The sequence below is a fragment of the Ralstonia sp. UBA689 genome (assembly GCF_002298975.1).
Lineage (GTDB): Bacteria > Pseudomonadota > Gammaproteobacteria > Burkholderiales > Burkholderiaceae > Ralstonia.
Map to the genome: position 1 here is coordinate 80,491 of NZ_DBMV01000033.1, position 21,903 is coordinate 102,393.

22 protein-coding genes, 1 tRNA gene and 1 riboswitch are annotated in these 21,903 nt (G+C 65.5%); of the genes, 11 read left to right on the plus strand and 12 right to left on the minus strand.

Annotated features, from left to right (window positions below):
- Window positions 1-65 precede the first annotated feature (65 nt).
- From B4F51_RS14875 to B4F51_RS14900, 6 genes are all read left to right on the plus strand, one after another.
- The gene (locus B4F51_RS14875; protein WP_296226703.1) at window positions 66-311 is read left to right on the plus strand and encodes a hypothetical protein; all 246 of its coding nucleotides are present in this window, start codon (window positions 66-68) and stop codon (window positions 309-311) included.
- 1 nt (window position 312) lies between these two features.
- The gene (locus tag B4F51_RS14880) at window positions 313-834 is read left to right on the plus strand and encodes a hypothetical protein (protein WP_296226705.1); all 522 of its coding nucleotides are present in this window, start codon (window positions 313-315) and stop codon (window positions 832-834) included.
- Between the two features lie 114 nt (window positions 835-948).
- Window positions 949-1,024: riboswitch (S-adenosyl-L-homocysteine riboswitch) on the plus strand.
- 108 nt (window positions 1,025-1,132) lie between these two features.
- The gene (gene ahcY, locus B4F51_RS14885) at window positions 1,133-2,557 is read left to right on the plus strand and encodes an adenosylhomocysteinase (protein ID WP_296226707.1); all 1,425 of its coding nucleotides are present in this window, start codon (window positions 1,133-1,135) and stop codon (window positions 2,555-2,557) included.
- A gap of 68 nt (window positions 2,558-2,625) precedes the next feature.
- Window positions 2,626-2,979: a phage holin family protein gene (locus tag B4F51_RS14890; protein WP_296226708.1), complete on the plus strand. Its 354-nt coding sequence runs from the start codon at window positions 2,626-2,628 to the stop codon at window positions 2,977-2,979.
- Window position 2,980: 1 nt separating this feature from the next.
- Window positions 2,981-3,811: a methylenetetrahydrofolate reductase [NAD(P)H] gene (metF, locus tag B4F51_RS14895; RefSeq protein WP_296226710.1), complete on the plus strand. Its 831-nt coding sequence runs from the start codon at window positions 2,981-2,983 to the stop codon at window positions 3,809-3,811.
- Window positions 3,812-4,252 (plus strand): TfoX/Sxy family protein, encoded by a 441-nt coding sequence (locus B4F51_RS14900; protein WP_296226712.1) that lies wholly within the window; start codon window positions 3,812-3,814, stop codon window positions 4,250-4,252. It abuts the gene before it with no gap.
- A gap of 4 nt (window positions 4,253-4,256) precedes the next feature.
- Here B4F51_RS14900 and B4F51_RS14905 read toward each other — a convergent pair whose 3' ends face one another.
- Together B4F51_RS14905 and B4F51_RS14910 are read right to left on the minus strand one after the other, a co-directional pair.
- Window positions 4,257-4,868, minus strand: a complete 612-nt coding sequence (locus B4F51_RS14905; protein ID WP_296226714.1) for a pyridoxamine 5'-phosphate oxidase family protein — start codon at window positions 4,866-4,868, stop codon at window positions 4,257-4,259.
- A gap of 23 nt (window positions 4,869-4,891) precedes the next feature.
- Window positions 4,892-5,497, minus strand: coding sequence for a 5-formyltetrahydrofolate cyclo-ligase (locus tag B4F51_RS14910; protein ID WP_296226715.1), 606 nt, complete (start codon window positions 5,495-5,497; stop codon window positions 4,892-4,894).
- A 45-nt stretch (window positions 5,498-5,542) separates the two neighbouring features.
- Here B4F51_RS14910 and B4F51_RS14915 point away from each other — a divergent pair, with 45 nt between their 5' ends.
- The 4 genes from B4F51_RS14915 to B4F51_RS14930 all read left to right on the plus strand — a co-directional run bounded on the left by B4F51_RS14915 (window position 5,543) and on the right by B4F51_RS14930 (window position 10,902).
- Window positions 5,543-7,495: a lytic transglycosylase domain-containing protein gene (locus B4F51_RS14915; protein ID WP_296226716.1), complete on the plus strand. Its 1,953-nt coding sequence runs from the start codon at window positions 5,543-5,545 to the stop codon at window positions 7,493-7,495.
- 212 nt (window positions 7,496-7,707) lie between these two features.
- Window positions 7,708-8,712, plus strand: coding sequence for a complex I NDUFA9 subunit family protein (locus tag B4F51_RS14920; RefSeq protein WP_296226717.1), 1,005 nt, complete (start codon window positions 7,708-7,710; stop codon window positions 8,710-8,712).
- A gap of 214 nt (window positions 8,713-8,926) precedes the next feature.
- A complete protein-coding gene (locus B4F51_RS14925) occupies window positions 8,927-9,616 on the plus strand; it encodes a glutathione S-transferase family protein (RefSeq protein WP_296226718.1) in 690 nt (229 codons plus the stop codon).
- Window positions 9,613-10,902: a multifunctional CCA addition/repair protein gene (locus B4F51_RS14930; RefSeq protein ID WP_296226720.1), complete on the plus strand. Its 1,290-nt coding sequence runs from the start codon at window positions 9,613-9,615 to the stop codon at window positions 10,900-10,902. Before B4F51_RS14925 ends, B4F51_RS14930 begins: the two co-directional genes overlap by 4 nt.
- On the opposite strand, the gene B4F51_RS14935 is transcribed toward B4F51_RS14930, so the two are convergent.
- Window positions 10,899-11,456, minus strand: a complete 558-nt coding sequence (locus B4F51_RS14935; protein ID WP_296226722.1) for a TetR/AcrR family transcriptional regulator — start codon at window positions 11,454-11,456, stop codon at window positions 10,899-10,901. The genes B4F51_RS14930 and B4F51_RS14935 overlap by 4 nt on opposite strands.
- Before the next feature lie 88 nt (window positions 11,457-11,544).
- Here B4F51_RS14935 and B4F51_RS14940 point away from each other — a divergent pair, with 88 nt between their 5' ends.
- A complete protein-coding gene (locus B4F51_RS14940) occupies window positions 11,545-12,891 on the plus strand; it encodes a protoporphyrinogen/coproporphyrinogen oxidase (protein ID WP_296226724.1) in 1,347 nt (448 codons plus the stop codon).
- Between the two features lie 11 nt (window positions 12,892-12,902).
- On the opposite strand, the gene B4F51_RS14945 is transcribed toward B4F51_RS14940, so the two are convergent.
- The 9 genes from B4F51_RS14945 to B4F51_RS14985 all read right to left on the minus strand — a co-directional run bounded on the left by B4F51_RS14945 (window position 12,903) and on the right by B4F51_RS14985 (window position 21,903).
- A complete protein-coding gene (locus B4F51_RS14945) occupies window positions 12,903-13,799 on the minus strand; it encodes a transporter substrate-binding domain-containing protein (RefSeq protein ID WP_296226725.1) in 897 nt (298 codons plus the stop codon).
- A gap of 84 nt (window positions 13,800-13,883) precedes the next feature.
- Entirely contained in the window at window positions 13,884-14,720 is an 837-nt protein-coding gene (locus B4F51_RS14950; protein WP_296226727.1) for a 3-keto-5-aminohexanoate cleavage protein, read from the minus strand.
- Entirely contained in the window at window positions 14,717-16,069 is a 1,353-nt protein-coding gene (locus tag B4F51_RS14955) for an aspartate aminotransferase family protein (protein WP_296226729.1), read from the minus strand. The genes B4F51_RS14950 and B4F51_RS14955 overlap by 4 nt, the downstream gene beginning before the upstream one ends.
- A gap of 34 nt (window positions 16,070-16,103) precedes the next feature.
- Window positions 16,104-17,009, minus strand: coding sequence for a MurR/RpiR family transcriptional regulator (locus tag B4F51_RS14960; RefSeq protein ID WP_296226730.1), 906 nt, complete (start codon window positions 17,007-17,009; stop codon window positions 16,104-16,106).
- A gap of 168 nt (window positions 17,010-17,177) precedes the next feature.
- Complete coding sequence (locus B4F51_RS14965; protein WP_296226732.1) at window positions 17,178-17,483, minus strand: hypothetical protein; 306 nt, start codon at window positions 17,481-17,483, stop codon at window positions 17,178-17,180.
- A gap of 286 nt (window positions 17,484-17,769) precedes the next feature.
- Window positions 17,770-17,845 (minus strand) — tRNA-Phe (locus B4F51_RS14970).
- Between the two features lie 69 nt (window positions 17,846-17,914).
- The gene (locus B4F51_RS14975; RefSeq protein ID WP_296226733.1) at window positions 17,915-18,637 is read right to left on the minus strand and encodes a response regulator; all 723 of its coding nucleotides are present in this window, start codon (window positions 18,635-18,637) and stop codon (window positions 17,915-17,917) included.
- A gap of 36 nt (window positions 18,638-18,673) precedes the next feature.
- Window positions 18,674-21,115 carry a sensor histidine kinase gene (locus tag B4F51_RS14980; RefSeq protein ID WP_296226735.1) on the minus strand — a complete coding sequence of 814 codons (2,442 nt, stop codon included), beginning with the start codon at window positions 21,113-21,115 and terminating at the stop codon, window positions 18,674-18,676.
- Window positions 21,112-21,903: a DUF4390 domain-containing protein gene (locus B4F51_RS14985; protein ID WP_414706776.1), complete on the minus strand. Its 792-nt coding sequence runs from the start codon at window positions 21,901-21,903 to the stop codon at window positions 21,112-21,114. The genes B4F51_RS14980 and B4F51_RS14985 overlap by 4 nt, the downstream gene beginning before the upstream one ends.

Genomic DNA, 21,903 nt, shown 5'->3' on the forward strand with positions numbered 1-21,903 from the left:
AATGGGTGCATTCAACGCTGGAGGCGTCTGTGAGAGCCGCTCGGAATATGGTCAATGCATATGGTATGCAGAACCTTCAGATCCCTCCGGCCTTGGCAACTCGGCATACTCAACGCAAAGCCATTGATATGTCGATTTCGTGGACAGGCACATTGCTTATAGAAGATGCTTCAGGTGACACCGTTACGATTGCCACAACCCCGAAAGACGGTATGAACGCCAAACTCAAGGAGGTAGGTCGCAGCTACGGCGTAATCAAATTCGTTGGCGGTGCAACCGACAAACCTCATTGGTCAACAGACGGACACTGACATGCGTCGACTTCTGTTCCTTGCGTTGCTTCTTATCAGTGCGGCGTGCTCTGCGACGCCTCCAACCTCCACTCATCTGGGGTATTTCTCTAACCAGAAGACTACAGCGACTACTGGTGACCCCCACAGCGAGGGCTATGCCGTCGACCTTTATCGGGAGGGATCGCACGTATTCGGCAAGTTCTACGTCTCAACCGGTATCGAGACACCCAGTGGCCCTATCTACAACGCTAAGATCGATCTGTCGACTCACACCATTACCTTTGGTGTCAAGCTTTCGACTGGCTTCGAATTCACCCGAGATTCAGGCCCGCAAGGGCGGCCGGCTCGGGATGTGTTCGAGTTCCACGGGAAAATTTCACGCAGCACTTTAGAAGGCCGTCTCATCCACAAAAGTGGTTACGACCCAACAAGCGATATCCGGTCTGAACATGTATTGCTGCGACGAGTCAAGATCGATATGCCTTCTGTTAACTATGCTGACTGGTCAAAAGAGCCTGCCAACGCACCGGTTGGTTGGTGAATCTCAGACTTCCCAAGGCTTACCGTATGGCAGTGGCAGAATGCGCACTTATGCGCGGGCACACGGCCGCTGATCCGGTAGTCGCATCCCGGCCAAATCCGCTACAATCCAGCCCATTCCGAGGAGCGTTGCAACGGGTGGGCCTTGCCCCAACCGCCAGGCTCGGAAGTTCAAACGGCGCTCGCAGTATCGTGGCTGACACGATGGCGAGAGCGCATCTATCCGGGGCCCCCAGCATGGGCCCCGTCTCAGTGGTCATCTCCCCGCGTGCGGTCACCCATTTTTCCGGAGTGATCCAATGAACGCTGTCACCGAACTGAAACACGATTACCTCGTCGCCGACATCAAGCTGGCCGACTGGGGCCGCAAGGAAATCGCCATCGCCGAGACCGAAATGCCCGGTCTGATGGCGATTCGCGACGAGTTTGCCGCGAGCCAGCCGCTCAAGGGCGCGCGCATTGCGGGCTCCCTGCACATGACCATCCAGACCGCCGTGCTGATCGAGACGCTCAAGGCGCTGGGCGCCGACGTGCGCTGGGCCTCGTGCAACATCTTCTCGACGCAAGACCACGCTGCCGCGGCCATCGCCGCCTCGGGCACGCCGGTGTTCGCCTTCAAGGGCGAATCGCTCAAGGAATACTGGGACTTCACGCACCGCATCTTCGAATGGGCCGATGGCGGCACGCCGAACATGATCCTGGACGACGGCGGCGATGCGACGTTGCTGCTGCACCTGGGCGCCCGCGCCGAGAAGGACGCCTCCGTGATCGCCAAGCCGACCAGCGAAGAAGAAACCTTCCTGTTCGCGGCCATCAAGGAAAAGCTGGCCAAGGACGCCACGTTCTACAGCCGCAACCTCGACGCCATCAAGGGCGTGACCGAAGAAACCACCACGGGCGTGCATCGCCTGTACCAGATGGCCCAGCGCGGCGAACTGCGCTTCCCGGCCATCAACGTGAACGACTCGGTCACCAAGAGCAAGTTCGACAACCTGTATGGCTGCCGTGAATCGCTGGTCGACGGCATCAAGCGCGCCACTGACGTGATGATCGCCGGCAAGGTGGCGGTCGTTGCCGGCTACGGCGATGTGGGCAAGGGCTCGGCGCAGGCACTGCGCGCGCTGTCGGCGCAAGTGTGGGTGACGGAAATCGACCCGATCTGCGCACTGCAGGCCGCCATGGAAGGCTACCGCGTGGTGACGATGGACTACGCCGCCGAGCACGGCGACATTTTCGTCACCTGCACGGGCAACTACCACGTCATCACGCACGACCACATGGCCAAGATGAAGGACCAGGCCATCGTCTGCAACATCGGCCACTTCGACAACGAGATCGACATTGCATCCGTTGAGAAGTATCAGTGGGAAGAGATCAAGCCGCAGGTCGATCACGTGATCTTCCCCGACGGCAAGAAGATCATCATCCTGGCCAAGGGCCGCCTGGTGAACTTGGGCTGCGCCACGGGTCACCCGTCGTACGTGATGAGCAGCTCGTTCGCCAACCAGACCATCGCGCAGATCGAGCTGTGGACGGAAGCGCAGAAGGGCTCGAACAAGTACCCGGTGGGCGTCTACACGCTGCCCAAGCATCTGGACGAGAAGGTCGCGCGCCTGCAGTTGAAGAAGCTGAATGCGCAACTGACTGAGCTGACCGACCAGCAGGCCGCGTACATTGGCGTGAGCAAGGAAGGCCCGTACAAGGCTGACCACTACCGCTACTGATCTGCACGCTGTATCCGCCCGCCGGCGCATCCCGCGCCGGCGGCGGCTTTCAACATGAGGCTCCACACATGAAACTGCTCGCTGTCTGGGTCATCAACGCGCTGGCGTTGTTTCTGGTCGCTTACCTGCTCAACGGCATCCACCTGAACGGTTTCGGCTCCGCGCTGATCGCGGCGCTCGTGCTGGGTCTCGTCAATACGCTGATCCGCCCGATCCTGGTCATCCTCACCCTGCCGGTGACGATCCTCACGCTTGGGCTGTTCATCTTCATCATCAACGCGCTGCTGTTCATGTTCGTCGGCAACGTGCTGGCGGGTTTCCATGTGGCCAGCTTTGGCGCGGCGCTGTTGGGCTCGGTGCTGTACAGCGTGATCTCCTGGCTGCTCTCCAGCCTCCTGCTGCGCGATGTATCGCGCCCTTGAAATGAACGACCGTCAATTCAGTTTCGAATTCTTCCCGCCCAAGACGGCGGAAGGCGCCGAGAAGCTGCGCAACACGCGCGCGCAGCTTGCGCCGCTCAAGCCGCGCTTTATTTCCGTCACATTCGGCGCGGGTGGCACCACGCAGCAGGGCACGCTCGACGCCGTGGTGGAAATCCAGCGCGAAGGCATCGAGGCCGCGCCGCACCTGTCTTGCGTGGGCTCCTCGCGCGAGAACATTCGCGCCATCCTCAATACCTATCGTGACAACGGCATCCGCCACATCGTCGCGCTGCGCGGCGACATGCCCTCGGGCATGGGCGAGATCGGCGAATTCCGCTTCGCCAACGAGTTGGTCGCGTTCATCCGCGAGGAAACCGGCGACGCTTTCCACATCGAGGTCGCGGCGTACCCGGAATACCACCCGCAGGCACGTTCGCCGCGGCACGATCTGGAGAACTTCGCCCGCAAGGTGAAGGCCGGTGCGAACTCCGCCATCACGCAATACTTCTTCAACGCGGATGCCTACTTCCAGTTCGTCGACGACGCGCGCAAGCTCGGTGTGGAGGTGCCTATCGTGCCGGGCATCATGCCGATCACGAACTCGTCGCAACTGATGCGTTTCTCCGAAATGTGCGGCGCCGAGATCCCGCGCTGGATCGCCAAGCGCCTGGAGAGTTTTGGCGACGACCGTGAATCGATCCGCGCCTTCGGCCTGGACGTGGTGACGGCGCTGTGTGACCGCCTGCTGCAAGGCGGCGCGCCGGGCCTGCACTTCTACACGCTCAACACGGCCACGGCCACGCGGGCGATCTGGCAGCGTCTCGGTCTGTAAATGGCAGCCGCACCGGATCCGCTGATCGCCTGGCTGCTGGATGAACTCCAGCCGCTCGCCGCGCAGATCGGCGCGATCCGCGCCCGCCGCATGTTCGGCGGCGCGGCGCTGTATTACGACGACATCGTTTTCGCGCTGGTGATCCGCAGCACCTGCTATCTGCGCGTGGACGACACCACGCGCGAGCGCTTTCTCGCCGAAAAGTCGATGCCGTTCAGCTACGACCGCGACGGCCGCACCATCAGCATGTCCGGTTATCTGAGCGCACCGGCTGATGCACTCGACGGCGGCCAGCCGCTGCGCGACTGGGCGCGTCTGGGCATCGAAGCCGCATTGCGCGAAGCGAACGCGAAGGCGGCCAAGCCGAAGCGAGCGGCTGTGAAGAAAGCACCGGCCAATAAGGCGCCCGCCAAGAAGGCCGCGACGCGCGCCAAGCGCTGAACGCTCAGTACAGCGTCGTCTTCAGGCGCTCGGGCAGTTCGCGATCGTAGGTCTCTCCATCGAACCCGCCGCCGCTGATGCGTTGCAAGATCTTGCCTGCCGTCGGCAGCGACGGCGTTTCCTCCTGCGCTCGTTCCCACAGCTTCGAGCGCACCAGCGCCTTCGAGCAATGGAAGTACACCGTCTGCACGTTCACGAGGATCACGCTGCGCGGCAGTTTGTCCCGCACCGCAAACGAGGCGAGCAGCTCGGGGTCGGCCGAGATGGTGGCGGTGCCGTTCACGCGCAGCGTCTCGCCCACCCCTGGCACGATGAAGAGCACCGACACGCGCCCGTCTTCGACGATGTTGCGCAGGTTGTCAATGCGGTTGTTGCCGGGCCGGTCGGGAATCGCCAGCGTGCGTTCATCGAGGATGCGCACGAAGCCCGGCGCATCGCCTTTGGGCGAGGCATCCGTGCCACCCGAGCCCACCGACGACAGCACGATGAACGGCGATGCCTCCACGAACGCACGGTAGTCCTCGTTCAGATGGTCGAGCTCCTTGAGGAGGGAACGCGGGTTCGGAGTGCCGTAGACGGCTTCGAGTTCGGCAACGGTCGTCAGCGTGCGGGACATGGACGTTTCCCAAAAGGGGGCGGTTAGAACACGCCACGCTCGGTGACGATGCAATCGAGCGCGATGTCGTGCGATTGCGGCGCAATGGATTCCATCCGGTTCACCTCGAACGCCACGCCGATGGTGCGCGGTCGGTGGCCGGCGGCATGCAGCGCGGCAAGCGTGCGGTCGTAGAAGCCGCCGCCGTAGCCGATGCGGTAGCGCTGCGCATCGAAGCCCACGCACGGGATCAGCAAGGCATCGGGCGTTTCCATCTCACCCATGCGGGGGATGGGGATGTTGTACGCGCCCGGCGTCATTTCACAATCGGGCGTCCATCGCCGAAACTGCAAGGGTGAAAACTTGTCTGTCACCACAGGGAGCAGCGCATGGCGCGCAGCATCGGCGGCCAGCCAGTGGCCCAGCACGGTCAACGCATCGAACTCGCTCTGCGTTGGCCAGTAGGCGGCCAGGCGTTGAATCGGCAGCGCATGCAGCAGATCAGCCAGATGGTGTGCCAGCGCGGCGTCATGCGCAACGCGGTCCGGCAGCGAGGCACGCGCGTCGAGCAGCATGGCGCGCAGCGTGCGGCGCGATTCGATCGGCGTGGTCGGATTGGCTGGATCGTGCGGCTTCCCTAAGGCTGACATGGGATAATTCGGCGACCTAAGCGTGATGATTGGATGGGGCAGGAGATGACATTGAAGGCCAAGGCAGTATATCGCGCGGTCGCGCTGGCTTTTGCAGGCGTGGTCGGCATGAGTGTGGTCGGCCCGGCACCTTTGGCGATGGCAGCCAAGCGGCAGGCGCCGCAGGGCATTCCGGCCAATCCGGACGACGCCTTTGTCGAGTTGCGCAACGCCGCGCGCCGCAATGACGTGTCGCGTAGCTGGGAACTGGCCGACAGCCTGTCCGACTACCCGATCCAATCCTACGTCCAGTATTTCCGCATCAAGCCTCAGCTCTTCGACGCCAGCGGTTACGCCCGGACGGACGCCCCGGAAGACGAGATCCGCTCGTTCCTGCAGCGCTACCAGGGCGAGGCCATTGCCGACCGCCTGCGCAACGACTGGCTGCTCGTGCTTGGCAAGAAGCGCGACTGGGCCACCTTCGATGTCGAATATCCGAAGTTCGTCTTGAAGGACGACACGCAGGTCGAGTGCTACGCCCTGCTGTCGCGCGCGATGAAGGGCCAGAATGTGGCCGCCGACGCGCGCAACACGCTGCTCGATCCCAAGGGCTACGGCGAAGGCTGTGTCGACCTGATCGGTTACCTCGTGCAGGCGAACCAGTTCACGCGGGCTGACGTGGCCTTTGCGGCGCGGCTGTCGCTCGAACAGAACCTGGTGACGCAGGCTTCGCGTATCGCGGCCGTGCTGCCCGAGGGCGACCGCGTCGACAACGACACGCTGGCCAACGTGACCCGCATGGCGCGCAACGATCCGTCGCAGGCGACCGCCTATCTGCTGTCGCAGAGTGGCGGCCTGTCGCGCGAGGAGCAAGGCGCGGGCTGGGGCGTGATCGGCCAATACGCCGCCAAGAAGCAGACGCCCGACGCGCTCGATGCCTACCGCCGCCAGATGACGCTGGGCGGAGATGCCTGGCTGTCGGACGATTCGCAGGAATGGCGCGTGCGCACCGCCCTGCGCGCCGGCGATTGGAAGATGGTGCGCAAGGCCATCGAGACCATGCGCCCCAGCCTGCGCAGCCGCGATCCGGCCTGGACCTATTGGTACGGCCGCGCGCTCAAGGCCGACAATCGCAACGACGAGGCCAAGCAGCAGTTCCAGTCGATCGCCGGGCAGTTCAACTTCTACGGTCAGCTCGCGCTGGAAGAACTCGGCCAGCGCATCACCGTGCCGCAGCGCACAACGGTGACCGACGCCGAGATCGACCCGATGGGCCGCAACCACCCGGGTTTCGGCCGCGCCAAGCGGCTGTATGACCTGAACCTGCGCTTCGAAGGCAACCGTGAGTGGAACTGGGAGTTGCGCAACATGAGCGACCGCGAGTTGTTGGCGGCGGCGGAATACGGCCGCAAGCTCGGCCTGCTCGATCGCACTGTCAACTCGGCCGACAAGACCAAGAGCGAGCATGACTTCTCGCTGCGCTTCCCGATGCCGTTCCGCAAGGTGGTCGAGCGCAACGCCGATGCGGTGGGCCTGGACATTGCGTGGGCGTATGGCCTGATCCGCCAGGAATCGCGCTTCATCATGGACGCGCGCTCGTCGGTGGGCGCTTCGGGCCTGATGCAGGTGATGCCGGAAACCGCCAAGCGCGTGGCCAAGAAGATCGGCCTGCCGGGCTTCCGTCCCGCGCAGATGAGCGATATCGACACCAACGTGCTGCTCGGCACGAGCTACCTGTCGATGATTCTGACCGATCTGGACAGCTCGATGACGCTGGCCACCGCCGGGTACAACGCCGGCCCGGGCCGGCCGAAGCGCTGGCGCTCGACGCTCACGCGCCCGGTGGAAGGCGCGATCTTTGCCGAGACAATTCCCTTCAATGAGACGCGTACGTATGTGAAGAACGTGCTGTCGAACGCCACGTATTACGGCGCGCTGCTGACCGGCCGCCCGCAATCGTTGAAGGACCGTCTGGGCAAGGTGGCACCGGAGGCCGCGACGCCGGACGATCTGCCGTAAGCGACCACGATAAGCGACCCTGCCGTCATAAAGCGCCCGCAGCAATGCGGGCGTTTTGCATTGGCGTTGGCGCGGGCCGCCGGATGATCACGGCGGTGCCGCCGGCTGCACGGTTTCATGGGCAGATTGTGAAACCCGCTCAACGGCCTTGGGGTCGATCGCCTTCGGGATGTATTGTGGTGAAGCTCCCCACCCGTCTTGGAGATGCCACCATGCATACCTCCAACCTGCTCGTTTTCGGCGGCACCGGTTTCATCGGCACGCAGTTGCTCTCGCGCCTGGTGACCGAGACCTTCGCCGCGCCCGGCCTGCCCGAGGGCCGTGTGATCGTGCCCACGCGCGATGCCGAATCTGCCCGGGCACACAATCTCACGCTGCTGCCGCGCGTGGATGTGATGGACGCCGACATCTACGCTGACGATGCCCTCGACGCGCTGTTCCTGGCGCTGACGGAACGCGGCAGCGAGCATTGCGCCGTCATCAACCTCGTTGGCGTGCTGCAGGACGCTCGCGCGATGCCGTATGGCCCGATCTTCCAGCGGGTGCATGTCGATCTGCCCCGCCGTATCGTGGCCGCCTGCCGCCGTCACGGCGTGAACCGGCTGCTGCACATGAGCGCATTGGGCGCCGATCCGACCGGCCCGTCGATGTATCAGCGCAGCAAGGGCGATGGCGAGCGCGTGGTCATGAACAGCGAACTGGACTGGACCGTGTTCCGCCCCTCGGTGGTGTTCGGTCCGCAGGATCATTTCCTGAACCTGTTCGCACGCATGCAGCGCATGGCCCCGTTTGTGCCGCTGGCCTGCGCCGACGCGCGCTTCCAGCCTGTCTATGTGGACGACGTGGCTGCTGCCTTCGTCAATGCGCTCGACAACCCGGCCACGGTGCGGCATGCGTACGCGCTGGTCGGCCCGCGCATCTACACCCTGGCCGAGCTGATGCGTTTTGCTGGGCGTGCCAGTGGGCACCGGCGCTGGATCGTGCCGCTGCCCGAGGGCCTGGGCCGTATGCAGGCCGCGTTGTTCGAGCATCTGCCTGGGGCGCCCCTCTCGCGCGACAACCTCGACTCCATGCGCGTGGACAACGTCAGCGCCGAGCCGGTCGCGCCGGAACTCGGCATCCATCCGCTCGGCATGGAGGCCGTGATGCTGCCTGCGCTGGCCGGCTTCGGACCGAATTCCGGGTTGCGCTCCGTCCGCGCTCGGGCGCATCGCTAGCCGGGCGGGCACCGTTGTGGGCGCTAGTTGTGAGTTCATCTAACAACGGTGGCCAATCCGTTTCATTTTGTCGCGCTGCAGCGCAGGTCTAGAATGGCCCGTTCGCCCCGCGCTGCAGACCTTCGCCATCGTCAAGAACAAGAGCGTCCGGCGCCCGGCGCGCTGCAGGCGCGCTCCCATAATCATTGCAGTGCACTCTCCAAGGACGGGAATCATGAAACTGGTCATCGGCAACAAGAACTATTCGTCGTGGTCGCTACGCCCGTGGCTGTTGGCCAAGCAGGCCGGCATTCCGTTCGAGGAGATCCGCGTGCGCCTGCTGAGCGAGAGCTTTGCCGCCGACGTGGCACGTCATTCGCCGGCTGGCCGCGTGCCCGTGCTGGTCGATGGCGATATGAATGTGTGGGATTCGCTGGCGATCTGCGAAACGCTGGCCGAGCGCTTCCCGCGCGCGCAACTGTGGCCGCAAGACCCGAAGGCGCGCGCACATGCCCGCTCGATCTGCGCCGAGATGCACTCCGGCTTTGGCAGCCTGCGCAGCAACATGCCGATGAACGTGACAGCCGTGCTGCCCGGCATGGGCTGGAACGTGGCCGTGCAGCGCGACATCGACCGCATTGCCGCCATGTGGACAGAGCTGCGCCAGAAGTACGCAGCCGAAGGCCCGTTCCTGTTTGGCCACTTCACGGTGGCGGATGCGTTCTACGCGCCGGTGGTCAGCCGCTTCGCCACCTACGGCGTGCGCCTGCCCGAAGCCGCCAAGGCGTATGCCGACCACATCCTCAATCTGCCCGCCATGCAGGAGTGGATCGACGGCGCGCGTGCCGAGCATGATTTCCTCGCCGACGACGAGCCGTACCGTACCGCGCCAGACGAGGAAACGCTGGTCGCCGCCAATCAATGACGGAACGCGCGGCACTGGTGGGGGGCAGCGTCGTTGATCCGGCCACGCATGGGCTGGATGTATATGCCGTGGGCGGCGCGATTCGTGACGCGTTGCTCGGGCTGCCCGTGCAGGATCGCGACTACGTGGTCGTCGGAGCCACGCCCGAGGCGCTGGAGGCACGCGGCTTTCGCGCGGTCGGCAAGGATTTCCCGGTCTTCCTGCACCCGCGCACGCAGGCCGAGTACGCGCTGGCCCGCACCGAGCGCAAGACGGCTGCCGGCTACAAGGGCTTCTCGGTCTACTACGCACCCGACGTCACGCTCGAAGACGATCTGATCCGCCGCGACCTGACCATCAACGCGATGGCAAAGCGCGTGGCGGAAGACGGCGCGCTGGTCGGCCCGGTCATCGACCCATACGGCGGACAGGCCGACCTGGCCGCGCGCACGTTCCGGCATGTGTCCGACGCCTTTGCAGAAGACCCGGTGCGCATCCTGCGCGTGGCGCGCTTTGCCGCCCGCTTTGCGGACTTTCACGTGGCACCCGAAACCAACGCGCTGATGCAGCGCATGGTGCAGGCCGGTGAGGTCGATGCGCTGGTGCCCGAGCGCGTGTGGCAGGAGATCGCCCGCGGGCTGCTGGAAGCGCACCCGGCGCGCATGTTCGCCGTGCTGCGCGACTGCGGCGCGCTGGTCCGCCTGCTTCCCGAACTCGATCGCCTGTGGGGCGTGCCGCAGCGCGCCGACTACCACCCAGAGGTCGACACCGGCGTGCACACCATGATGGTGATCGAGACCGCCGCCGCCATGGATGCGCCGCTGCCGGTGCGCTTTGCCGCGCTGGTGCACGACCTGGGCAAGGGCACCACGCCCGTCGACGTTTTGCCGCGCCACATCGGCCACGAAGAACGCAGCGTGCCGATGATCGAAGCGGTCTGCCAGCGCCTGCGCGTGCCGACCGACTGCCGCGATCTGGCAGTCGTCGTCGCGCGCGAGCACGGCAATATCCACCGCAGCGATGGCTTTGACGCCACCGCCCTGGTGCGCTTGCTGGAGCGCTGCGATGCGCTGCGCAAGCCCGAACGTTTCCGTCAGGCGCTGCAGGCATGTGAGGCGGATGCACGCGGTCGCCTCGGGTTTGAAGATCGCGCCTATCCGCAAACGGAACGCCTGATGCGTGCGCTGCAGGCGGCCACATCCATCGATGCCGGTGCCGTCGCCAGGCGCTACGCCGACAACCCCGCCCACATCAAGCAGGCCGTGCACGTTGCGCGCATCGAGGCCGTCGCGCAGGCGGGCATTTAGCTCGTCGCGGGCTGCATGGCCAGCCGCTGCGACATCGCAAACAGCTTCAGGAAGAGCGTCCGGAACGCCTCGGGACCGGGACGCGCCGTGGTTTGCTGCGCGCCGATGAAGCACAGGTGCGCGATGCGGCCCCAGAACGCAGCGTCGCCCGGCGCGCCGCCTTCCAGGCTGCATAGCGAGGTGGAGAAGGCCAGGCGCAGTGCATCCACGCGCTGCAGCGTTTCGGCCACCAACGGCTCGCGCATGGCCCAGGCACGGATGGCGACTTCGCGCTGCGGGTGCATCGATGCGGCCACGTCGAGGTAGCGCATGAGCAGCGTTTCAGCAGTGTCGCCGGGCTGGATGAGCGAGAGGATGCTGCCGGTATAGGCGCGTTCCCATTCGGCGAGCAGGCTGCGCACGTAGTCTTCGCGGCTGGTGAAGTGGTGGTAGAACGCGCCGCGCGTCACGTTCAGGCGACGGGCAAGGCGTTCAGCGGAAACGCCGCCGGCACCCTCGATGTCGAGCAGCTCGAAACCGGCTTCGATCCAGTGTGAGCGGGTGGTTTTCGGCATCGTGGCGTCCTCGAAGGAAAACTGACAGGCTGTGTATGGTGCGCAGCCGGCCGGTATTGTAGGCGGCGTCTCCTCCTTCTTCCTTGCCATGCGAGATTTCATCGTTGTGGGTGCGGGCATTGCCGGGCTGAATGCCGCACGCCATCTGCAGCAGGCCGGCTGCACCGTCACCGTGCTGGAAGCGGCGCGCTCGCCCGGCGGGCGCATTCGCAGTGTGCTGTTCCATGGGCAGACCATCGAGTGCGGCGCGCAGTTTGTATCGTCGCGCTATCGCCACGTGCTGCCGCTGCTGCAGGACACCGGGCTGGCGTCACGCCTGCGCAAGACGTCGGCCGTGGCCGCCATGCAACGCGGGTCGGTCTTCCACACGGTGCACACCAAGCGCCCTTGGACGCTCGGTTCCGGCGGCCAGCTCACCTGGGGCGAGACCTGGCGGATGGTGCGCGGGGCCCTGGTCACCGCGCGCGAATTGCGTGGCATCGACCCAAATCACTACGCCAGCCTCAGCGCCTACGATGATGCCGATGCGCTGGACTGGAGCGCGCGCGTGTTTGGCGATGCGGCCGCGCGCTATTTCTTCGAGCCGATGGTCCACGGCTTGTACTTTCATCGGCTGGCCGGGACGTCGCGAGCACTGCTGGCGGCACTGACCGCGTTCAACGGCGCGGATACGCTGACCGTCGATGGCGGCTGGCAGGCCTTGCCGCGCGCGATGGCCGCAGCGCTCGACGTGCGTTATGGCGCCAGCGTGGAAGCCGTGGAGGAAACGTCGGGCGGCGTGCGCGTCAACGTCAACGGAGAATGGCTGAACGCCGATGGTGCGGTGCTCGCCACGCCCGCGCACATCACGCAAGATTGGCTGTCGCGGCCCACGGAGGAAGAGCGTGCCGTGCTGGCCGCGCGCTATGCGCCGAGCGTGCATCTGGCGCTTGGCCTGTCGCCGTCTTGGTCGGTGCCGAAGGTGTTCCAGCCGGTGTACGGTGCGCTGTATGCGCCGGTGGAGGGCAGCCCGCTTGCCGCGCTGACGTTCCAGCCAGGGCAGACGCCCGGCGACGGGACGATCGTCTGCGCGATGCTCGGGGCGCAGGCTGCCGGCGAGGCGATCCATCTGAACGATACCGAGCTCACCCGCTTCGTGATCGAAGCCATGGACGTGCATCTACCCGGCATCGGCCGGGCGGCGCAGGCGACGCACCTGCAGCGCTGGCAGGCGGCGGAGCCGCTCTCCCCGGTGGGACGGGCGCGAGCGGTGGCGACTTATCGCGCCGCACTCGGCTCCGCGCTCGGGCGGGGTCGCCGCGTCGTGCTGGCCGGCGACTACCTCGGCAGTCCTTGGACCGACGGCGCTGCCGAAACCGGCCGCTGGGCCGCGCAGCACCTGCTGGCGGCCCGCACACAGCCGGACCGCATGACGGTGGCCCAAGCTGTTGCCTAGCGCGCGGTGGCTTACTCGAACGGCGTGTCGTTCGGGTTGGCGTACAGCGCCTTCAACTGCTCGCCCATCGGGAAGTTGAAGTTGATGCTCTTGGGCGGCACTGGCTTCTCGAACCATTTTGCGTAGAGCGCTTTGATCTCGCCGCTCTTCATGACGCCAGTGAGCGTGTCGTCCACCAGCTTCTTGAACTGCGGATCGTCCTTGCGCAGCATGAAGCCATAGGCCTCGAATGACTGCGGCGTGCCCGTCACGACCCAGTCGGTGGGCTTCTGCGCCAGCGTGCGCGCGCCGGCCAACAGCACGTCATCCATCATGAACGCCGCCACGCGGCCGCTTTGCAGCGTGAGGAAGGACTCACCATAGTCCTTGCCGCTGATGACGTTCATGTTCATCTTCTTCTCGTCGTTCATCTTGCGCAGGATGCGCTCCGACGTCGTCCCCGCATTGGTGATGACCGATTTGCCGGTCAGGTCCGGAAAATCCTTCACGCCCGAACTCACGTTGGTCAGCAGGCGCGTGCCGGCGATGAAGAAGGTGGTGGAGAACGCCGTCTGCTGTTCGCGCGACTTCAAATGCGTGGTCACCCCGCACTCCAGGTCCACCGAGCCGTTCTGCACCAGCGACGTGCGGTTTTGCGAGGTGACGGGAATCTGTTGCACCTGCAGACCGGGCTTGCCGGTCTTCTGCTTGACCGCGTCGATTACGCGCGAACACAGGTCGGCCGAGAAACCGATGATCTGGTTCTTGCTGTCGCGATACGAAAACGGAATCGATGATTCGCGCACGCCGATCAGGATGGTGTTGCTGTCCTGGATCTTTTTGAGCGTGCCTTCGAGTGCCTGGGCGTGCGCGCTGGCAGCGAGCACGCCAGCGAGGGCCAACGGGATACAGCGGATAGTGAAACGCATACTTCCTCCAATGGTTGTGTGGCGCGGCCCGATGCGTGTCGGGGCCGTCTGTGTGATGACTTCGTGGTGTGCAATTCGGGTGGGTTATCTGCCGAACCAGCCGCGCAGTTCTGCGGCGCTGGCCAGTGGGCGATGCAGCGCGTCGATATGGCGACGCAGGTTGGTGACGAGTGCCGCGTTGTCGGGCGCGGCGCTGCCGTCGGGCAGCAGCATGTTGTTCTCGAAGCCCAGGCGCGCGTGGCCACCGAGCAGCGCGGCGGTGAGCGCGCATTCGGCTTCGCGCGGGCCGAACGCGCACATCGCCCAGGGCACGTTGGCCGTCAGCTCGCCGCCGTCGGCCCAGGTGTGCAGGAACGGCAGCAGGTCCGATGGGTCCGAGCGTTGCCCCGCGCTGTAGCGGCCGAGCACGAACAGCACCCAGTGCGGTGTCTCGGGCAGGATGCCGCGCGTGCGCAGGTCGCGGTAGCGCACCACGTCGTCGGCGGAATAGAGGATGTACTGGATCGCCGTGCGTGCCGCTGCGAGTTCGGCGAAGAAGCGCGCCGCCTCGGTTTCATGGGCGGCATCAGGGACCAACTCGCGCAGCGCAGCGGAGATCGCCTCCGGCTGCAGCGCGCGCACCGATGCCATCTGCTGTTCGGGCGTATAGATGCCGACGGCCTCGGTGGTGACCTGAATCACCAGCGCATCGCCCACCGCCTGCCGCACAGCGGCGATGGCCGGGTGGTAGTCGCCCGGCTCCAGGCTGTGCGTGCCATCGGGGTGGCGCACATGCAAATGCAGCATCGCCGCGCCGGCGTCGACGCATTGACGCGCGCAGGCGGCCAGTTCATCGGGCGTGATCGGCAGCGCGGGGTGATCGGCGTGCGTCTTGCGTGCGCCGTTGGGTGCCACGGCGATGGCGATCGGCCGGTGCGTCATGCGGCCTCCAGCGCGTTCGCCGTGGCGGCTTCCACCGCATCACCCAGGCGCTCGACGATGGCATCGATGTCCTGGGCGGTGGCGATGAACGGCGGCGCGAGCAGGATGTGGTCGCCGCGCAGGCCGTCGATCGTGCCGCCCATCGGGTAGACCATCAGGCCGCGCTGCATGGCTTCGGCCTTCACGCGCGCGTGCGTCTTGCGTGCAGGCGGCAGCGGCGCCTTGGTGGCGCGATCGGCCACCAGCTCGACGCCGACGAACAGCCCGCGCCCGCGCACGTCGCCCACGTGCGGGTGATCGGCAAAGCGCGAGCGCAGTGCAGCGCGCAGTTGCTCGCCGCGCGCCTGCACGTTGGCGAGCAAGTTTTCTTCGGCAATCACCTTCTGCACTTCCAGCGCCGCCGCGCACGCCGTGGCGTGGCCGATGTAGGTGTGGCCATGCTGGAAGAAGCCGCTGCCGCGCGTGATGGCGTCATAGATGCGGCGGCTCACCAGCGTCGCGCCGATCGGCTGATACCCGCCGCCCAGGCCCTTGGCGATGGCGATCAGGTCGGGCACCACGCCGTCTTCCTCGCACGCAAAGAGGTAGCCGGTACGGCCCATGCCGGACATCACCTCGTCCAGCAGCAACAGCACGCCGTGGCGATCGCACACCGTGCGGACTTTGCGGAAGTAATCCGCCACCGGCGGCACCGCGCCGGCCGTGGCGCCCACCACCGTCTCGGCAACGAAGGCGGCGACGTTGCCGGCGCCAAGTTCGATGATCTTGGCGTCCAGTTCGTCGGCCAGGCGCTGCACGTATTGCGCGTCGGTCTCGCCATCGCGACGCTCACGATAGGCGAAGCATGGCGACACATGATGCGCTGGCACCAGCAGCGGCAGGAACGGCTCGCGTCGCCAGGCGTTGCCGCCGATCGCCAGCGCACCGAGCGTGTTGCCGTGATAGCTCTGGCGCCGCGCAATGAAGTATTGGCGCTGCGGCTGGCCGATCTCGACGAAGTATTGGCGTGCCAGCTTGAGCGCCGCCTCGATGGCTTCCGAACCGCCCGAGACGAAGTACACGTGGTCGAGATCGCCCGGTGCGGCGGCGGTCAGGCGTGCGGCCAACTCCTCCGCCACGTCGGTCGTGAAGAACGACGTGTGCGCATACGCCAGCGCGCGCACCTGCTTGCAGATGGCCTCGACCACCCGCGGGTGGCCGTGACCGAGACACGAAACGGCTGCGCCACCGCAGGCGTCGAGGTAGCGTTTGCCCTCGGCATCGATCAGGGTCATGCCCTCGCCGCCAATGGCGGTGGGCAGCGCCTTGCGCGGGTCGCGGTGGAAAACGGAGGTGGTGGAGGGTGTCATGATCGGTTGGGAAAAGTCGGCAAGGTCAGCAAGGTCAGCGTTGAGGCGGCATCGCGACAGCCGCTTCACTGCGGCGGGCGCTGCGCACGTAGGCGTGTTGTTGCTTGAGCTGGGCGTCGCTGTCGGCCAAGTGCGCGAGCGCGGTGGGGCCGGCGTGGCGGAACCACGTCATCAGCAGCGCATCGAGCAGCGCCAACGGTGCGGCCAGCGAATGGAAGAACGAGGGGATTGCCACGGGCGCGACCAACTGTTGCCACGCCAGTTCGGTGCCCGGCGCAAACGCGCTGTCGGTCACATACACGAGACGCGCGCCGCGCTCGTGCGCGTACTGCATCGCCTCGATCACTTCGCGCGTGTACGGGTCGAACGTGACGGCGATGACGACGTCGCCCTCGCCGCAGAAGCGCAGCGGATCGGCCAGCGTGTTGCCGGTGCCGCTGCACAGCGTGACCTTGTCGTCGAAGAGCTGCGCGGCATAGCCGAACGCATGCGTGAGCGCGAGGCAACTGCGCGCGCCGAGCAGGAACACGCGGCGTGCCTTGCACAGGGCGGCCGCCACGGTCTCCAGCGTCGCGAGGTTGGCCGGCGAAAACGCCGCCTGCACGTTGGAGCCAATGGCCGCGCCGATGCGCTCGGCTTCCGGCGCGCCTGCGTCGTCGTCACCCTGCAACGCGCTCGCGCGGCCGGCAAAGCCGTCGGCCTGCTGGCGGAGATGACTCACGCAGACTTCGCGCAACGCGGCAAAGTCTTCAAAGCCCAGCGCCCGCGCCAGCCGCGAGAACGTAGCTGGCGGCAGGTCGCATCGTCGCGCCAAGTCGCGCATCGACAACAACGCAATATCGCTCTGGTGGGTTTCCAGCAGCATGGCGGCGCGCTGCAGTTGCGGCGACAGGTCGGACGCGCGGTCGCGCAGGGTTTGCGTCAGCTCATCAAAGGTCATCGGCGGTTGTGTTGATCCATTTGTTTCAAAATCTATGGCATTGAAACAAATGAGTCAAGTTAACCGATCGACGAGACGGCTGTTTCGGCGGGCGGATGCGCTGGATTCAGTGCCACAAAAAACAAAACGGAGGCCGAAGCCTCCGTCTGGAGTGGTGAAGTGCGCAGCTCAGGCTGTCGCGGGCGCGTCGAGTTGCTCCATGCGGAACTGAAAGAACCCGGCAGCGATCAGGCCAAGCAGGCTCATGGCCATGCAGGTGCATGCCAGAATCATCACCGCCGCGAGCGGCGAAACGCCATCCATGATCGGCGTGTGCATCAGGGCCGACAGGTTGCCGCCGACCCACATGGCCGCGATGAGCGCCATCAGGCACGTCAGCGCTGCGGCATTGCGCAACCACGTCAACCGCGTCTTGCGGCTGATGCCGTCGAAAGCGTGGAAATGGAAGTGGTGACCGGTGCCAACGAGTGCCATGGAGTGTCTCCTTGTGCTTGCCGCCTGATAGCGTTGAGTCACTATACCGAGGGCTGCGACAATTTGGCGCAATTTGCCGCGCTAGGTATACCCTGAGCTGCGCTGCGTCAAGAGGGTTTGGCGCAATTTTTGTGGTTGCGGCGATCCGTCGCAGATCGGCGACGGGTGCGGCGATCCATGGAAAGGCGGGTGCCCGGAAGGTGGGGCTGGAAATGAAAAAAGACCTCGCGAGGAGGTCTTTTTTGTTGCTCCGCAGAATCGATTGACCTTGCGGAACGAAGAATTTTGGTGGCCTGGGGCGGAATCGAACCACCGACACGCGGATTTTCAATCCGCTGCTCTACCAACTGAGCTACCGGGCCAAGCAAAGAAATGCAAGTATGGCAGGGTTTGTCCTCCGCCGTCAAGCGTTCCGTCAATTCATCTGTCGATCAAGAGGCGGCTGACTCGCCTTTATTGCGCGAGAGTTCGACGCCCAACTGCTTGAGTTTGCGGTACAGGTGGGTGCGCTCCAGGCCAGTCTTTTCGGCCACGCGGGTCATGCTGCCGCCTTCGCGCTGCAGGTGGTATTCGAAGTAGGCACGCTCGAATAGGTCGCGCGCTTCGCGCAGCGGCATGTCGAACGAGAACTGCATGCCGCCGCCCTCGGCTGCGCGAGCGGGCACGCCGTTGATGTCAGCGCGGTCAAGCGTGGCGGGTGCGCCTGCGGCAGCGGCATTCGGCGCGGCCCCAGCAAGGCCGAGGCCTGCTGCCGGCGCTGCCGCCGGTGTGGCCGCGCGCGGCTTTTCCTTGCTGCGCGACAAACCCTGCTCGACCGCGGTCAGCAGCTTCTGCAGCGCGATGGGTTTCTCGAGGAAGTTCAGCGCGCCGATCTTGGTCGCTTCCACGGCGGTGTCGATCGTGGCGTGACCCGACATCATGATCACCGGCATGGTCAGCAGACCTTGCGACGCCCACTCCTTGAGCAGCGTCACGCCATCAGTGTCCGGCATCCAGATATCGAGCAGGACGAGATCGGGTGTTGCATTTGCGCGGTATTCACGCGCGCGCTGCGCGTTCTCGGCGAGTTCGACGACGTGTCCTTCGTCTCCGAGAATTTCGGAGAGCAACTCCCGGATACCCATTTCGTCGTCGACAACGAGGATGGTGGCCATGCTTTTCCTCTATGTGCGGCGGGATTGCCGTCCGCGCTACGCGAGTTTTACGAACAGGATGGAAACCTGGGCGCCGATGGTGTCGGTGCCCGATTGGGACTGGCGGTTGCGCAATTCGATGCGCGCGCCGTGCTCGTCCATGATCTTCTTGACCATGGCCAAGCCCAACCCTGTGCCCTTGGCTTTGGTCGTGACGTACGGCTCGAAGGCGCGGTTGAGGATGCGGGAAGAGAACCCGCTGCCGTTGTCCGCGATCGCAAGCCGCACGGCCTGCCGCCGCGCGCCCGAAGCGTCGTCGTATTCTACAGTGTCAGTTTGCAACATGACATGTGGAGCGGCCCGCCCGGAGGCTTCATTCTCGGCCACCGCGTCCTGCGCGTTCTGGAGCAGGTTGTGGATGACCTGGCGCAATTGCGTTGGATCGCCCTTGATCAACGGCAATCCCTCGCCAAGCTTGACCTCGATGACCGGATGATCGTGCTTGCCGGGGTGATCGATGCCGTACAGGTGCAGCACCTCGGCACATAGCGCGTTGAGGTCCAGCTCCTGCAGCACAGCCGGCGGCGTGCGCGCGTAGTCGCGGAAGTCGTCCACCATGCGCTTCATGGCCGCAACCTGGTTGACGATGGTGGTGGCGCCGCGGCGCAGCACCTCTGCATCGGCATCCGTCAGTTTGGGCGAGAGCTTCATCTCCAGGCGCTCGGCCGAAAGCTGAATGGGCGTGAGCGGATTCTTGATCTCGTGCGCCAGGCGCCGCGCGACTTCGCCCCACGCCACCGAGCGCTGCGCCGAGATCACGTCGGAGATATCGTCGAACACCACCACGTAGCCGCGCTCGGTTCCGTGCGCGCCCACCGATGGCCCCGGCAGGCGCGTGCCGCGCACCAGCAGCGTGAGCGGTTCGTCTTCGTCTTCCAGCGGGATCTCGACCTGCTTCTGCCAGTGCACCGCCATGCCGCCCGCTGCGGCGCTTACGTCGTGTTCGGCGAAGGCCTGTTCGACCACCGGGGCGAAGGCGGCCAGCGGCGCGATGCCGGTCAGGCTCTGCCCGACCCACGCGCCGAAGGGCTGCTTGAAGATGCGCTCGGCGCCGGGGTTGGCGGTCAGCAGCACGAAGCGGTGGTCGAACACGAACACGCCGGCGGTCAGGTTGGTCAGCACGCTTTCGAGATAGGCCTTCGACTGCTCGAGTGCCGCGCGATTCTGCTCCACTGCGCGGCGCGCATCGGCCAACTGGCGCGTCATCTGGTTGAACTGCTGCGTGAGCAGGCCGAGTTCGTCGCGCGTGTGCAGCTCGCGCTTGGGCGAGAGGTCGCCCTCGGCCACTTCGCGCGTGCCCTGCAGCAGCATCAGCAGTGGCCGCGCCAGTTGCGCGCCGAGCAGCAGCGCCAGCATCACCGCGATGAACACGGCCAGGAACAGCGTCAGCGTGAGCGTGCCGATGTACATCTTGCGCAGGCCGGTGCGGCCGAGCGCCTTCTCCTGGTATTCCTGGTAGGCGCGCTGCACGGCATCGGCATTGCGTGCGAGCGCCTGCGGCACCGGCTGCACGAGCTGCAGGAAGCGCTCCTCGCGGCCGGCCTCGCCGATCAGGCCGAAGCCGCGCGCGGCGTTGCCGCCATCCTCTGGACGGCGATCGGCCAGCAGCCCCGTGCCGGCCCACTTGCGCGCCGGCGAGTTCAGCCCGAGCCCCGAATCTTCGCGCGAGGCCGTGCCCAGTGCCACCACCACGTGCAGTTGGTAGAGATCGTTGCGGCGGTTGTTGCTGCGTGCGGAGGGCGCCGGACCGCTATCGCCTTCGTTGTCGCTGCCGCCTTCCAGGCTGGCGTAGCCGCCGGGTGTGCGCGCCTGCTCCAGCACCGCCTGGTCGGGCAGGTTCGGCACGAGCGTGTCGTACGTGCTCGACGCGGTGGCGACCACGCGGCCGCTGGCGGTGAAGATGGTCGCTTCCTGCACGCCGAACTGCTCGCGCAGGCGGTTGAGCGTGATGGCCGTGGCGGAGGCCGAGCCGTCGCCCACCTGCTCGGCGATCAGGCGCGCCTTGTTCTGCAGGTCCGCCAGTGCGGTGTCCATGGTCGAGCGGCCCAGGTTCAGGCCGGCCTCCAGTGCCGATTCCACCTTCACGTCGAACCACGACTCGATGCTGCGCGAGACGAACTGCAGCGACACCAGATAGATCAGCACCCCTGGCAGCACACCCACCACGCCGAAGAACACGGCCAGCTTGGTCATCAGCCGCGTGCCGAACTTGCCGCGCCGCGCGCGCAGCGCCAGCGCCAGCATCAGCCCGCCGATGATCACCACCAGCATCACGCCGATGACGAGGTTGACCTTATAGAGCAGCGTGAAATAACGGTCGAAGAACTCGGTGTTGGCCGATGCCGCCGCCAGCAGGCCCACCAGCACGATCGCCAGAAAGACGATGGTGCCCGCCACCACCTGATAGAGCAGGCGCTTGTAGCTGCGGTCGAAGATCATTTGGCAGGCGCCGGCAGCAAAAGCGAGGCCGCATTGGAGGGGCCGGCCGTCATGCCCCAGCCTGGATTGGACGACTGGCCCGATGTGCCCGGCGTCGGGGTGGAAGACGCCGGCGCGCTGGCGGGCGGCGTGGACGTTGGTGCGGGCTGCGGTGGCGCGGGTGGAGGCGGAGTCGCGCCGACCTCGTTCGGCACCAGGAAGCCGAAGCGCTTCCAGTCGGAGGTGAGGTTCCAGTCGCGCGTATTGAGAGCGTTGATCTGGAACGGCTTGGGCAACTGCGTTACGTCTAGGCGCATGCGCACCTCGGCCTGCGCGGTCTCGCCGGGCTTGACGGCGCGTTGATCGAACACGCGCCAGCCGCGCACGTGCTGCATGAAGTCAACGGCGTCTTTCAGGCGCGAGAACGGCACCTGCAGGCCGCCGGTCGACACGCGGTACTGGCGCGTGAGCGGGTGGTACGACAGCCGCACTACGCGCGTGGCGCTGACGGCATGGTCATCGAACCAGTACCAGCGCGGGCGGATCAGCTCGAACTCGACGAGGAAATAGAGCGCGATGCCTTTGTTGACCGCGTCTTCCAGGTTGCCAGGCAGGTCGAAACCGAAGTCGGCGGAGAGGTTCCAGCCGCCGTCGGCATATTCCAGTTGGGCGCGATTGACTTCGATGGTCTGTGCGGAGGGTGCCGTTGTCCACAACAGGCACAGCATGCCCAGTATGACAAGCCGATGCAGCATCTGCCGGAATCGGGTGGGCATTAGCCGGAGCGATGGGCGGAAGGTGGCTGTCAC

What these genes read in the sequence shown, in the direction of transcription:
- B4F51_RS14875 (WP_296226703.1), top strand. Translation starts at nt 66, where the DNA reads ATGCAGAACCTTCAGATCCCTCCGGCCTTGGCAACTCGGCATACTCAA.
- B4F51_RS14880 (WP_296226705.1), top strand. Translation starts at nt 313, where the DNA reads ATGCGTCGACTTCTGTTCCTTGCGTTGCTTCTTATCAGTGCGGCGTGC.
- ahcY (WP_296226707.1), top strand. Translation starts at nt 1,133, where the DNA reads ATGAACGCTGTCACCGAACTGAAACACGATTACCTCGTCGCCGACATC.
- B4F51_RS14890 (WP_296226708.1), top strand. Translation starts at nt 2,626, where the DNA reads ATGAAACTGCTCGCTGTCTGGGTCATCAACGCGCTGGCGTTGTTTCTG.
- metF (WP_296226710.1), top strand. Translation starts at nt 2,981, where the DNA reads ATGAACGACCGTCAATTCAGTTTCGAATTCTTCCCGCCCAAGACGGCG.
- B4F51_RS14900 (WP_296226712.1), top strand. Translation starts at nt 3,812, where the DNA reads ATGGCAGCCGCACCGGATCCGCTGATCGCCTGGCTGCTGGATGAACTC.
- B4F51_RS14905 (WP_296226714.1), bottom strand. Translation starts at nt 4,868, where the DNA reads ATGTCCCGCACGCTGACGACCGTTGCCGAACTCGAAGCCGTCTACGGC.
- B4F51_RS14910 (WP_296226715.1), bottom strand. Translation starts at nt 5,497, where the DNA reads ATGTCAGCCTTAGGGAAGCCGCACGATCCAGCCAATCCGACCACGCCG.
- B4F51_RS14915 (WP_296226716.1), top strand. Translation starts at nt 5,543, where the DNA reads ATGACATTGAAGGCCAAGGCAGTATATCGCGCGGTCGCGCTGGCTTTT.
- B4F51_RS14920 (WP_296226717.1), top strand. Translation starts at nt 7,708, where the DNA reads ATGCATACCTCCAACCTGCTCGTTTTCGGCGGCACCGGTTTCATCGGC.
- B4F51_RS14925 (WP_296226718.1), top strand. Translation starts at nt 8,927, where the DNA reads ATGAAACTGGTCATCGGCAACAAGAACTATTCGTCGTGGTCGCTACGC.
- B4F51_RS14930 (WP_296226720.1), top strand. Translation starts at nt 9,613, where the DNA reads ATGACGGAACGCGCGGCACTGGTGGGGGGCAGCGTCGTTGATCCGGCC.
- B4F51_RS14935 (WP_296226722.1), bottom strand. Translation starts at nt 11,456, where the DNA reads ATGCCGAAAACCACCCGCTCACACTGGATCGAAGCCGGTTTCGAGCTG.
- B4F51_RS14940 (WP_296226724.1), top strand. Translation starts at nt 11,545, where the DNA reads ATGCGAGATTTCATCGTTGTGGGTGCGGGCATTGCCGGGCTGAATGCC.
- B4F51_RS14945 (WP_296226725.1), bottom strand. Translation starts at nt 13,799, where the DNA reads ATGCGTTTCACTATCCGCTGTATCCCGTTGGCCCTCGCTGGCGTGCTC.
- B4F51_RS14950 (WP_296226727.1), bottom strand. Translation starts at nt 14,720, where the DNA reads ATGACGCACCGGCCGATCGCCATCGCCGTGGCACCCAACGGCGCACGC.
- B4F51_RS14955 (WP_296226729.1), bottom strand. Translation starts at nt 16,069, where the DNA reads ATGACACCCTCCACCACCTCCGTTTTCCACCGCGACCCGCGCAAGGCG.
- B4F51_RS14960 (WP_296226730.1), bottom strand. Translation starts at nt 17,009, where the DNA reads ATGACCTTTGATGAGCTGACGCAAACCCTGCGCGACCGCGCGTCCGAC.
- B4F51_RS14965 (WP_296226732.1), bottom strand. Translation starts at nt 17,483, where the DNA reads ATGGCACTCGTTGGCACCGGTCACCACTTCCATTTCCACGCTTTCGAC.
- B4F51_RS14975 (WP_296226733.1), bottom strand. Translation starts at nt 18,637, where the DNA reads ATGGCCACCATCCTCGTTGTCGACGACGAAATGGGTATCCGGGAGTTG.
- B4F51_RS14980 (WP_296226735.1), bottom strand. Translation starts at nt 21,115, where the DNA reads ATGATCTTCGACCGCAGCTACAAGCGCCTGCTCTATCAGGTGGTGGCG.